This window comes from Streptomyces sp. NPDC048496 (assembly GCF_043200055.1).
Classification (GTDB): domain Bacteria; phylum Actinomycetota; class Actinomycetes; order Streptomycetales; family Streptomycetaceae; genus Streptomyces.
This window is the reverse complement of sequence record NZ_JBICXB010000012.1, coordinates 102,105-113,881: the sequence shown is the minus strand read 5'-3', so window position 1 is coordinate 113,881 and position 11,777 is coordinate 102,105. Positions and strand designations below refer to the sequence as shown.

General features: G+C 70.3%; 9 protein-coding genes and 1 pseudogene. 3 read left to right on the top strand and 7 right to left on the bottom strand.

The genetic code is table 11. From position 1 onward, the window contains the following. Together ACGFSA_RS15155 and ACGFSA_RS15150 are read right to left on the bottom strand one after the other, a co-directional pair. The gene (locus ACGFSA_RS15155) at positions 1 to 1,479 is read right to left on the bottom strand and encodes a sugar transferase (protein ID WP_393304233.1); all 1,479 of its coding nucleotides are present in this window, start codon (positions 1,477 to 1,479) and stop codon (positions 1 to 3) included. Positions 1,480 to 2,469: 990 nt separating this feature from the next. Then, positions 2,470 to 3,030 (bottom strand): nucleoside-triphosphatase, encoded by a 561-nt coding sequence (locus ACGFSA_RS15150; RefSeq protein WP_393304231.1) that lies wholly within the window; start codon positions 3,028 to 3,030, stop codon positions 2,470 to 2,472. Positions 3,031 to 3,140: 110 nt separating this feature from the next. Here ACGFSA_RS15150 and ACGFSA_RS15145 point away from each other — a divergent pair, with 110 nt between their 5' ends. Next, positions 3,141 to 3,593, top strand: coding sequence for a YbhB/YbcL family Raf kinase inhibitor-like protein (locus ACGFSA_RS15145; protein WP_393304229.1), 453 nt, complete (start codon positions 3,141 to 3,143; stop codon positions 3,591 to 3,593). Positions 3,594 to 3,598: 5 nt separating this feature from the next. On the opposite strand, the gene ACGFSA_RS15140 is transcribed toward ACGFSA_RS15145, so the two are convergent. The 3 genes from ACGFSA_RS15140 to ACGFSA_RS15130 all read right to left on the bottom strand — a co-directional run bounded on the left by ACGFSA_RS15140 (position 3,599) and on the right by ACGFSA_RS15130 (position 5,859). Continuing rightward, complete coding sequence (locus ACGFSA_RS15140; protein WP_393304227.1) at positions 3,599 to 4,243, bottom strand: protein-L-isoaspartate(D-aspartate) O-methyltransferase; 645 nt, start codon at positions 4,241 to 4,243, stop codon at positions 3,599 to 3,601. Next, entirely contained in the window at positions 4,233 to 4,592 is a 360-nt protein-coding gene (locus tag ACGFSA_RS15135) for a hypothetical protein (protein WP_393304299.1), read from the bottom strand. Before ACGFSA_RS15135 ends, ACGFSA_RS15140 begins: the two co-directional genes overlap by 11 nt. 283 nt (positions 4,593 to 4,875) lie before the next feature. Further along, complete coding sequence (locus ACGFSA_RS15130; RefSeq protein ID WP_393304225.1) at positions 4,876 to 5,859, bottom strand: LuxR family transcriptional regulator; 984 nt, start codon at positions 5,857 to 5,859, stop codon at positions 4,876 to 4,878. A gap of 241 nt (positions 5,860 to 6,100) precedes the next feature. Here ACGFSA_RS15130 and ACGFSA_RS15125 point away from each other — a divergent pair, with 241 nt between their 5' ends. After that, complete coding sequence (locus ACGFSA_RS15125) at positions 6,101 to 7,513, top strand: aminopeptidase P family protein (protein WP_393304223.1); 1,413 nt, start codon at positions 6,101 to 6,103, stop codon at positions 7,511 to 7,513. A gap of 45 nt (positions 7,514 to 7,558) precedes the next feature. Here the strand turns inward: ACGFSA_RS15125 and ACGFSA_RS15120 are convergent, their stop codons facing one another. Together ACGFSA_RS15120 and ACGFSA_RS15115 are read right to left on the bottom strand one after the other, a co-directional pair. Next, positions 7,559 to 7,687 carry a hypothetical protein gene (locus ACGFSA_RS15120; RefSeq protein ID WP_393304301.1) on the bottom strand — a complete coding sequence of 43 codons (129 nt, stop codon included), beginning with the start codon at positions 7,685 to 7,687 and terminating at the stop codon, positions 7,559 to 7,561. A 185-nt stretch (positions 7,688 to 7,872) separates the two neighbouring features. Continuing rightward, positions 7,873 to 8,421, bottom strand: a complete 549-nt coding sequence (locus tag ACGFSA_RS15115) for a polyprenyl synthetase family protein (RefSeq protein WP_393304221.1) — start codon at positions 8,419 to 8,421, stop codon at positions 7,873 to 7,875. A gap of 14 nt (positions 8,422 to 8,435) precedes the next feature. Between ACGFSA_RS15115 and ACGFSA_RS15110 the strand changes: the two are divergent. Continuing rightward, a pseudogene (locus ACGFSA_RS15110) lies at positions 8,436 to 11,177 on the top strand (pyruvate carboxylase); the annotation flags it as partial. Positions 11,178 to 11,777 lie beyond the last annotated feature (600 nt).

Here is an 11,777-nt window from a genome sequence, read left to right as displayed (position 1 = left end):
TCAGTAGGCCCCCTGCCCGTAGAGCACCGCACGCAGCGTCTTCCACAAGATCACTGTGTCCAGGGCGAGCGACCAGTCCTCCACGTACCGCAGATCCAGCCTGACCGCCTCCTCCCACTCCAGGTCGCTGCGTCCGCTGATCTGCCACAGGCCGGTGAGTCCAGGCTTGACCAGCAGCCGCCGCCGGATGTCCGGGCCGTACGCAGCGGACTCCCCCGGCAACGGAGGCCGCGGACCGACGAGCGACATCGATCCGGTGAGCACGTTGAAAAGCTGCGGGAGCTCGTCCATCGAGTACCGGCGCAGCACTGCTCCCACCCGGGTCACCCGCGGATCCCGGCGGAGCTTGAACAGCAGGCCGGCGCCCTCGTTGCGGTCGGCCAGCTCGGCACGTGCCCCGTCAGCCCCGGCGACCATGGTGCGGAACTTGAGAATGGTGAACTCGCGGCCGTCCTTGCCGATCCTGCGCTGGCGGTAGAACACCCCACCCCGACTGTCCACCAGCACGAGCAGCCCGACGAACACCATCAGCGGCGCGAAAAGGATCAGCAGGATCGCCGCGCCCATCCGGTCGACGACCTCTTTGACCGCCCGGCTGCCCCCGGTGAAGGTCGGCATGCTGACCCGCAGCAGCGGGATCCCGAGCACCGCGTCGATGCGCAGCCGCGGGCCGGCCACCTCCATCAGCACGGGGGCCACGACCATCTCGGCGTCGCTGCCTTCGAGGTTCCAAGCAAGCCGCTGCAGCCGGTCCGGTGACCAGTGCGGGTCCGGTGTGACCGCGACGACACGGTAGCCGTCGCGGTGGACGTGGCCCGCGACATCCGCCAGTCGGCCGACGACCGGCACTCCGTCCAGTTGGTCACCGTCGAGCCCGAGACCGTCCGTCGTGCACACCGCATCCACCCGCCAGCCGAGGTGCGGGAACTTGCGGGTTCGGGTGACCAGGTCGCTGACGGTGGCCAGGCTCCCGGCAGCGAGCACCGGTCGCAGGCACCGTCCTTCCTTCCGCTGTTTGTGCAGCCAGAGGCGCAGCAGATACCGCTCCGTCATGGTGATGAGCGCGATCGCGGGGATCGCGACGAAGATCCAGAGCTTGATGTTGCGCGAGGTGAGGGCGATCCCGCCGAGCGCCAGTACGACGGTCGCCGCGAACAGTGAGCGTCCGAGTCGGCGGAATTCCTCGGCGCCCTGGCCGAGTACGGCCGGAGCCCACGACCGGCTCACCGCAAGCGCCCCCAGCACCAGCAGCTCGGTGCCGAATGCGAGAATTCCCCACTTCTCATGCCAGTTGGCCGCGTCCCGGGCCCCGAAGAAGTTGCCGATGGCCGCCACCACGAAGGCGGTGGCCACGGTATCGCTGGTGATCACGGCACGGCGGTACCGCTGCTCCCATTCGATCGCGGGCTGTCTGATCGCGCCGTTCGCCAGACGCTCGCGCGCCGACGACAACGGGCTGACTAGTCCCCCTTGCAGCACAGAACCCCCCAGGTCCCCAGTGGCTCGACGGGTTCGCCCAACACTGTTCCTCCTCCCGGGAGGCCCACGCCCCCGCACTGTTCCTCCCCCCGGGAGGCCCACGCCCCCCGCACTGTTCCTCCCCTCGGGAGGCCCACGCCGGCCGCATGACATCCCGGCTAGGCCCGGACCGTGCGGCCCGAGCGTTGATCGGTCCCGGCGTGACGCCGAGAGCGCACACTTTGGCCCGATCGCCCGATTTACGGCAGACACCTCGATACGTGTTACGAAATGCAGACATTTCCGTCACGCACGCATGCATTTGGCACGCATTCAACTACCCGGGTGCCCGTCAATCACTGACCACTGCATCCACCCGTTCGATACCGGCACACCCGGCACAGCGCGCGCCACGCCAACCCGCGCGCACCACGGCTCACCCCTGCGAGACCGGCACGGAATTCTGTAACAGCCGTCGCTCGACCGGCCTCGAACGGGCTTTCTGCCACCCGGAGAAAGGAGAAAGAGGGTTCTACCTCTCTGCCGCCACCGACGGCCGCCGATCATTGCGCGGCGGACACAACGGTGGTTCAGTGGGAGTCGGCGCTCCAAGCTGATGACCGCCGCTCGCGACGGTGAACCCTTCGACACCCAGTCAGGTCTGCCGGCCTCCGAAATCCGGGCGTTGAAGCAGCGGACCACTTGGTACGTTCTGGCCCGGGAGTACATCGAGCAACGGTGGGACCGCACCCCAGGAAATACGCGCCGCGCCCTTGCAGACGCCTTGGCGACTATCACTCCGGCCTTCGTTGAACCAGGGGCCGTCTACCGGGCGCCTCGCGTACTGCAGCCAGCGCCGAGGGCCAAAATGGCTGCGGACAGGGCGGCTCGACGGGCTGCGGCAAAGGCAGCGGGTTCGACTACCTGCCAGAGCGGCGTAGGTGATCGCCTGGAGGTGCACGTCCCGGCCTCGCTCGCCCAACGGCCGACCTCGAGTCGGAGGCCGGTCTCTCATCTGTGAGAGGGGGGCCTTCCGTGCGTCCGGGGCCGCTGCAGCCGGGCTGCGAGCTCCCCCGGCAGGACGTCCCGGTTTGCCGGAGTGAGCTGGACGACCTCGATGTCGGCGCGCCGCTTGAGGGCGTCGGTGAACGGATCGCGGTGCGTGTGGACCGTGGCGACGACGTCGACCTCTGCGGCGAACAGCGCGTCGACCGCGTGCCGGAACGCCGTGCATGCCAGTTCCATCCGCCCCAGCTCGTCGATGAGCACCAGCCGCCCGGTAGCCTCCTCGGTTGCTGCCGGCCGAAGCGACGGCAGAGCCAGTCGTTCCATGACGCCCAGGTCAACGCCGTATTTCCCCACCCGTGGCGGACCGGGCAGGTCGACATGGGCGAGTACCTCCCGCCGGCCTGCCAGAGTCTCCAGGGCGAATCCGACGCGGGCGCCGGATTGCCGGATCTCCTCGGTGGTGAAGCCGGTGGCCGCGTGGGTGGGCAGCAGCGCGGCCAGCCGACGGAGGGCGGTCGTCTTGCCCGCGCCAGGGCGGCTCTCGAGCAGGATCCTTGTCGGCACACTGCCATCTTCATCCCCGCTTCCGGCGGCGGCCCGGGTGGGCTCGGCCGAACGGGGGTTTTGGGGTGCGGACCGGTGCCGGTGCCGCCGTTGCGGGTAGGGCGACGCGCATGAGCGGAATTGAACTCAGCAGCACCGCGTTCGACGACAAAACGGTGATCCCCCGTCGGTACAGCGGGGAGGGTGAGAACATCTCACCGCCCCTGACCTGGTCGGGGGTGCCCCACGAGGCCACGGAGCTGGTGCTCCTGTGCGAGGACCCGGACGCGCCGGGGACGACCTTCCTGCACTGGCTGGTGACCGGCATTGATCCGGGGACCACCGGGGCGGCGGAGGGCCAGAAGCCCCTGGGGGGCCTGCCGTGGCCCAACGGCTTCGGCCGCGTGGGCTGGGGCGGGCCGATGCCTCCGCCGGGGCACGGGCCGCACCGCTACTTCTTCCGCCTGTACGCCCTGTCAGCGCCGCTGCCGCTGCACGACCACCCGGGTGCCGAAGACGTGCACCGAGCCCTGAAGGGCAGGGAGCTGGCCTCCGGCACCCTGGTCGGGACCTATCAGCGTTGAGCGCGTCACCGCTGGTCGTAGCCATGGGCGCCGTACAGCCGGACGAACCGGGCCGCGGTGACCGTCCTGCGTTGCACCAGGCCGCTGGCCCGCCGCTCGTACAGCTCGACGCGCTCCTGCCCGCCCGGCCCGATCGGCTGGACGAGCCGGCCACCGGTGCGGAGCTGATCCACGAGCGGCTCAGGCACTCGCGGGAAGGCCGCGCACACGATGACGGCGTCGTACGGGGCACGGGTCGGTATCCCCAGCGTCCCGTCGCCGAGTACGACCTCGGCATTGCCGACGCCCTGCCCGGCCAGCCGCAGGCGGGCCTCGTCGACCAGGTCGGGCCAGCGGTCGACGCTGACGACGTACGCGGCCAAGCGGGCCAGCAGCGCCGTCTGCCAGCCGTATCCGGTCCCGACCTCCAGGACCTGTTCGTCTCCGGTGAGGCCGAGAGCGGAGACCATCATGGCGATCAGCGAGGGCTGGGTGGTCACCTGCCCGTGGGGGAGCGGAACGGGCGTGTCCCGGTACGCGGATGCCACCTCGTCCGCGGGGACGAATTCCGCCCGGGGGATGCTCCGTACGGCCGCCAGGAGACGGTCGTCGGTCACGCCCGCGGCGTAGGCCGCGCGGACCAGGTCCTCGGGGGTCCCTTCATGGGCCATCGGACCGCGGGGCCGTGTCGGTGGCGCCGGCTGCCCCGGTCGTGGTGCGTTCCAGTCTGACCACGATCCCCTTCCACGTCGGCGTGTTGCTGATCTCGGCCGTACTGTCCAGCGGCACCAGGACATTGGTCTCCGGGTGAGCAGGGTCCGGTTCCGGCCAGGCGCCGCCCGGGCAGTCGAAGTCCCTGGTCCGGTCGAGGTTGAGCAGCGTCAGCGCCGTACGGCGGACCGTCGTCTGTTCCAGGGAGTACCGCAGCGCGTTGGCCACCGCCGGCGCGCCTACCGCCCAGGTCTTGGGCGGGGTGATCGAGACGTCCGTCTCCTCCGCGCCGCTCCTGCTCCTGTTCATGTGCCCCATCCGCCGCTCATCCGCCGCGCTGCCGCTCCAGCCCAGTGTCGGCACGTTCCGCGCGCGGCGCGATCCGGGGCGGTCGGGCGCAAGGGGCGACCCATGATCCGGGAGGCGCAGCGCGCCGCCTACCACCTCCTCCAGTACGTTCAGCAGTGCCCGGTCCGCGCCCTGACGGGACAGGCTCTCGCGCAGTCGCCGCCGGCGCAGCGCGATCGCCCGCTCGGGATGCTGACCGGGGACGACGCGTCGCCCCCCGTCGGGGCAGACGGGCATGCCCCAGTTACAGCCATCCGCAACGTTGCGCCTGCAGAGCCATCTGGAACCGGCTCGTGGCACCCAGCCGGGCCATGAGGATCTGCACCCGGCGGAACAGTGTGCGGCGGCTGATTCCGATCTCCCGGGCGATGACCTCGTCGCTCGCACCGCCGGCCAGGAGCCACAGCAGGCGGCGGTCGGCGGGCAGCAGGCCGCCCGGCCGGACGGTGCGGCCGTGGAAGGGCAGTGCGTTCTGCCATGCCTGCTCGAACAGTGCCACGAGCGCGGAGAGCAGCCCGCACGGCTGCACGACCAGCATGGTGTTGTGCACATCGGCCTCCTTGATCGACAACGACACGAGCGCGTACGCCTCGTCGATGATCACGAGCTTGACCGGCACCGACGGCAGTACCCTGGCCTGTTCACCGGCCTCGATGCACGGTTCGATGACCGCCTCCAGCTGGCCCGGATGCTCCAGCGACTCCCGCGAGTACACGACACGCTGCGTCACACCGCGGGCGAGGGTGGCCAGCGCATCGTCGGTGGCGCCGGAGAGGGGGAAGTACGGCGGTGAGTCGAACTGCCGGATCTGTTCGCGGGCACTGGCCCAGGCATGGCGCATCCTGGGACCGATGGCTTCCCCGGTGACGACTTCGACGAGATCGTCGTTGTACGCGGCGAGCCGCTGCCGCCGGAACGACTCGAACGCGCCCCCGACGGTGATGCGCGACTCGTCGAGCTCTGCCGCCCGGTGCCGGCCGAGAATCTCCAGCCCTGCGGCGGGCGGAACCGGGGCCACCACATCCTGGCCCTCCACGGCGGCACTGGCCAAGCCTGCGTCGACCAGTTCGCCGTACGCCGCGGCGAGTTCCGCGCCGTCCAGAGCGGCCGCGGCCCCGATCGCGCTCAGCGGAGCGGGTGCCAGATCCAGCAGGGCCAGATAGACCCGGCCTGCCTCGTGATCGATCCCCAGAAGCCGAAGAGCTTCGCTGAGTTTTGCGTTTGCCATGTGCCTCATTATCGACGGCTCCCGTTCGGGCCGGGCGGGCGGTTCGGAGGTCCGGTGGCCGATCTGTGCCAGTGGCAGTCTTCGGCACCCGATGAGCGCGGTGCGGGGTACCGTCCGGGAGCCGCCGACGACCGGTGGCAGCGAGTGTGCCTGGGGCTGCACCGGGAGGGAGTTCGGCCTGTCCGAACGCGCCTCTCTGCCCCTCGCCCCTGAGGAACCCACCCAGAAGAAGGTGTATGAAGTGGCGAAAGGCCGAAAGAACGGTCTCTACCAAGGGATCTCCGAGGAGCTGTCCGCCCTGATGCGGACGGGGTGGGCGGACACCGAGCGGCACGGTCTGCAGCTCAGCGAGCAGGCTCCGTACGCGGCCCGCCGCCGCGCCGCCCTCTCCACGCGTTTTCCCGGCGAACGCCTGGTGATCCCCTCGGGGAATCTCAAGACCCGCTCGAACGACGACAGTTACCCGTTCCGACCGTACTCGGGCTATGTGCACATGACCGGGGACCAGGCCCGTGACGGCGCTCTCGTGCTCGAACCCCGCGCGGACGGTGGCCACGACGCGTACTGCTACCAGCTGCCACGGGACAGCAGGGACAACGACGTCTTCTGGACAGGCGCGACGGCAGAGCTGTGGATGGGCCGGCGCCGTTCCCTCACCGAATCGGAGCGCGTGCTCGGACTGCCCTGCCGCGACGTCCGCACGGCGGCCCGCGACCTGGCCGCTGCCTCCGGCGCACCGACGCGGATCGTCCGTGGTCACGACCCGTCCCTTGAAGCCGCTGTCACCACTGATGAGGAGCGTGACTCCGAGCTGGAGGAGGCACTCAGCGAATTCCGCCTCGTGAAGGACGAGTGGGAGATCGCCGAGATCCGCAAGGCTGTGGACTCCACCGTGCGCGGATTCACCGACGTCATCGGGGAGTTTTCCCGGGCGATCGCGTCGTCCGAGCGGTGGATCGAGGGAACCTTCTTCCGCCGGGCACGTCTCGAGGGCAACGCCGTCGGCTACGGCTCGATCTGCGCCGCGGGCGAGCATGCCACGATCATGCACTGGACGGACAACGACGGTCCGGTGCGCCCGGGCGATCTGCTCCTGCTCGACGCCGGCGTGGAGACGCACTCCCTCTACACCGCTGACGTCACCCGCACACTTCCGATCAACGGGACCTTCACGCCGCTGCAGCGCGAGATCTACGACGCGGTGTACGAGGCCCAGGAGGCCGGCATGGCGGCGGTCAAGCCGGGTGCCCTGTACCGCGACTTTCACGAGGCGTCGCAACGCTACCTGGCGGCGCGGCTGGTCGAGTGGGGCTTCATCGACGGCCCCGTCGACCGCGCGTACGAACTCGGCCTGCAGCGCCGCTTCACCATGGCCGGAACCGGCCACATGCTCGGTCTGGACGTCCATGACTGCGCGATGGCCCGAAACGAGGAGTACGTCGACGGCGTGTTGGAGCCGGGCATGGTGCTCACCGTCGAGCCGGGCCTGTACTTCCAGGCGGACGATCTGACCGTGCCCGAGGAATGGCGCGGCATCGGCGTCCGGATCGAGGACGACCTGGTCGTCACCGACGGCGGCCACGAGAACCTGTCGGCCGGCCTGCCGCGCGCCGCGGACGAAGTCGAGGTGTGGATGGCCCAGTTCGCGGGCTGAGCGGGGCGGCGTCCGCTCTCCGATCGAAGGTCACCCGACAGGCTCTCAGGCGGGCGCGGCAGCGTGCACCGTGTCCGGGGCGCGCTCCGCGTCCGCCTCGGTGCCTCGGGCGATCTCCGTGAACGGCTGACCGTTGGACGACGGCGACCGCCGCGCCAGAGGCGGCTCCTGCACTGAAGCGAACGAGCCGGTGTCTGTCGCTGCGGTGGATGGCGGGTTCTTCATGGGGCCGCCGCGCGGGCATGATCGCCGAGCGGGAGCGAGACACGACGGAACGTGCGGCTCGGTGCGGCCCGGACCAGGGATCTGAGCCGGTCGTTCCGCGCGGGCGCCCGAGCTGATCTTGGACAGCTGGGGTTTCATCGGGCCGCGGCGGGCGCGGTGCGGCGTGCTGGTAGCCAGGCGGGCGAGACCTGTACGAAGTCGGCCACCCGGGCCAGGGTCTGGCGGTGGCCGCTGGCCGGGATTTTTTCGAGCGCCGTGTGCGCGCGGCGGACATAGCCGTCGAGCATGCAGCGCGCCTCTTCCAGGGCGCCGGTGGCGCCCAGCAGCGTGCGGAGCCCGTCCGCGTCGGGGCGCCCGTCGCCGACCAACCGGTCCCATACGCCGGGGCCCGAGGCCCGTGCGGCGAGCAGAAGCGGCAACGCGGGGCGTTCATTGCGCAGATCGCTGTCGGCGGGCTTGTCCTGGCGCGTTGGCTGCGGACCGTAGGGCAACAGGTCGTCGCGGATTTGGAACGCGATGCCGAGCGCCTCGCCGGACTGGCCAAGGGCATCAGCCTGCAGTTCGCCGGCCTCGCTCAGCACCGCCCCGACACGGCAGGCGGCGCGCAGCAACGCGGCCGTCTTCAGCCTCACCATTTCGAGATAGCTCGTGATGTCGGCAAGGGAGCGGTCCGCCTCCGGCAAGCCGCCGCTCAGCTCGATTTCTCGCCGACGGACACGGCGACGTCATCCACCTGTTCGAGCGGGACTGCTCGGTGCAGCGGCGCCATCAGAAGGTCGTCGAACTGGCCCCGGCGCCCAACCTCGACCCCGCGATCCGGGACCGCATCTGCGCCGACGCGGTCGCCTTCGCGCGCAGCATCGGCTACCGCAACGCCGGCACCGTCGAGTTCCTGCTCGACCGCGAAGGCAACCATGTCTTCATCGAGATGAACCCGCGCATCCAGGTCGAGCACACGGTGACCGAGGAGGTCACCGACGTCGACCTGGTCCAGGCGCAACTGCGCATCGCCGCCGGCGAGACCCTGGCCGACCTCGGTCTCGCGCAGGACCGGATCTACGTGCGGGGCGCCGCACTGCAGTGCCGGATCACCAGCGAGGACCCGGCCAACGGTTTCCGGCCGGACACCGGCACCGTCAGCGCGTATCGCTCGCCGGGCGGCTCCGGCATCCGGCTGGACGGCGGCACTGCCTTCGTCGGCTCCGAGATCAGCGCCCACTTCGACTCCATGCTGGTGAAACTGACCTGCCGGGGCCGCGACTTCGCCACCGCGGTGCGACGGGCCCGGCGCGCGGTGGCCGAGTTCCGCATCCGCGGCGTGGCCACGAACATTCCGTTCCTGCAGGCGGTCCTCGACGACCCGGACTTCCAGGAGGGCCGGGTCACCACGTCGTTCATCGAGGAGCGCCCGCATCTGCTGACCTCGCGCCACTCCGCCGACCGCGGCACCCGACTGCTCACCTACCTGGCCGACGTCACGGTCAACAAGCCGCACGGCGAGCGCCCGCACCTGATCAACCCCACGACCAAACTGCCGGACATCGCGAACGGCGTACCGCCCGCCGGGTCGAAGCAGCAGCTGACCGAGCTGGGGCCGGAGGGCTTCGCGCGGCGGCTGCGGGAATCACCCGCGGTGGCCGTCACCGACACCACCTTCCGGGACGCCCACCAGTCCCTGCTGGCCACCCGGGTGCGGACGAAGGATCTGCTGGCCGTCGCCCCGGCCGTGGCCCGGACTCTGCCGCAGCTGCTCTCGCTGGAGTGTTGGGGCGGCGCCACCTACGACGTGGCGCTGCGCTTCCTGGCCGAGGACCCATGGGACCGCCTGGCCCGCCTGCGTGAGGCAGTGCCCAACATCTGCCTGCAGATGCTGCTGCGTGGCCGCAATACGGTCGGCTACACCCCATACCCCGCGGAGGTCACCACCGCCTTCGTCGAGGAGGCCACCCGGACCGGCATCGACATCTTCCGTATCTTCGACGCGCTCAATGACGTCGGCCGGATGCGGCCGGCGATCGACGCCGTACGCGAGACCGGATCGGCCGTCGCCGAGGTGGCCCTGTGCTACACCTCGGACCTGTCCGATCCGGCCGAGAAGCTCTACACCCTCGACTACTACCTCCGGCTCGCCGAGCAGATCGTCGAGGCCGGTGCACACGTCCTGGCGATCAAGGACATGGCGGGACTGCTCCGGGCACTCGCCGCCGCGAAACTGGTGACCGCGCTGCGCAGGGAGTTCGAGCTGCCCGTCCACCTCCACACCCACGACACGGCCGGCGGTCAGCTGGCCACCTACCTGGCCGCGATCAACGCGGGCGCCGACGCCGTGGACGGAGCAGTGGCCTCGATGGCGGGCACCACCTCGCAGCCCTCGCTGTCGGCGATCGTCGCGGCCACCGACCACTCCGAGCGGCCGACCGGGCTGAGCCTGCGGGCGGTCGGCGACCTCGAACCGTACTGGGAGATCGTGCGCAGGATCTACGCGCCGTTCGAGGCCGGCCCGGCCTCGCCCACCGGGCGCGTGTACGACCACGGGATCCCCGGCGGCCAGCTGTCCAACCTGCGTGTCCAAGCCCGGGAGTTGGGTCTCGGCGACCGGTTCGAGGACATCGAGGCGATGTACGCTGCGGCCGACCGCATGCTCGGCCGCCCGGTCAAGGTCACACCGTCGTCCAAAGTGGTCGGCGACCTCGCCCTGCACCTCGTCGGCGCGGGCGTCTCACCCGAGCGGTTCGCCGCCGAGCCCGGCGCGTACGACATTCCGGACTCCGTGATCGGTTTCCTGCGCGGCGAGTTGGGCGACCCGCCCGGCGGCTGGCCGGAGCCGTTCCGCAATAAGGCTCTCAAGGGCCGCGCCGCGCCCAGGCCGGTCGCCGAACTGTCCGCCGGGGACCGCGACGGACTGGAAAAGGACCGGCGGGCCACCCTCAACCGGCTGCTGTTCCCCGGGCCGGCGAAGGAGTTCGAGGCGCATCGGGACGCCTACGGCGACACCGGAGTCCTGCCGAGCAAGGACTTCTTCTACGGTCTGCTGCCGGGAGAGGAGCATGAGGTGGACCTCGAGCCCGGGGTGCGGCTGCTCATCGCACTGGAGGCGATCGGTGAAGCGGATGAGCGCGGCATGCGCACCGTGATGGCCACGCTCAACGGCCAGCTCCGGCCGATCCAGGTGCGTGACCGCTCGGTGGCTTCGGAACTGCCGGCCGCGGAGAGGGCCGACAAGTCCGACCCGAAACACGTTGCCGCGCCGTTCGCCGGGGTGGTGACGCTGTCGGTCGCAGCCGGAGACCGGGTCGAGGCGGGTGCGACCATCGCGACGATCGAGGCGATGAAGATGGAGGCCGCCATCACCGCTCCGGTCGCCGGAGCGGTGGACCGTCTGGCCATCACCTCTGTTCAGCAGGTCGAGGCGGGTGACCTCCTGATGGTGATCGCCTAAGGGCCTGTCGGGTGACCTTCGATCGGAGAGCGGACGCGGCGTGGTGCGTGCGATTCCAAGGCGCTGGAAGGTCCTCGGATGGGGTCTCCCCTGCTCGAACGAAGCTGAGAGCTTGGGGAAGGAGCTACTAGGGCATTTCGGCAACGCCGGAAGCGTGCGTGCCACGCCGTGGCCGCCCGATCAGAGGTCGCCCGACAGGCCCTAAGGGCTGTCCCGTAGTCCCTGACGGACCAGCGCGCGGCGTCGGATGCGGTGCATCGCAAGGCGGAGGGGCATCCGAATACTGGATGTATTCGGATGTTCCGACAACGCGGCGAGGTGCCGTAGCTGTCGTTGTGCGCCCGTCAGGGATCGCGGGACAGCCCTTGGCCCCTGTGAGATTGACCGCCCGGGCCCCGGGGCCGTGCAGTCGCCCGCCCGGCTCCGGGACTCCACGGCCGGGAGGTGCACAGGACGGGAGGGTTCACCGCGCATGCGACGATCTCGCGGCGAATCCCTCCCTGACGGTGCTCCTGGCCGACGCCGACAACTGGGAGGACCCCGACAGCGGCGATGAGATCGGCTGTCCGACGCTCGCCCTCACCGAGGAGAGACGTCGGA

Coding starts and splice junctions, on each gene's coding strand:
- ACGFSA_RS15145 (WP_393304229.1), top strand. CDS start 3,141: ATGAGCGGAATTGAACTCAGCAGCACCGCGTTCGACGACAAAACGGTG.
- ACGFSA_RS15140 (WP_393304227.1), bottom strand. CDS start 4,243: ATGGCCCATGAAGGGACCCCCGAGGACCTGGTCCGCGCGGCCTACGCC.
- ACGFSA_RS15130 (WP_393304225.1), bottom strand. CDS start 5,859: ATGGCAAACGCAAAACTCAGCGAAGCTCTTCGGCTTCTGGGGATCGAT.
- ACGFSA_RS15135 (WP_393304299.1), bottom strand. CDS start 4,592: ATGAACAGGAGCAGGAGCGGCGCGGAGGAGACGGACGTCTCGATCACC.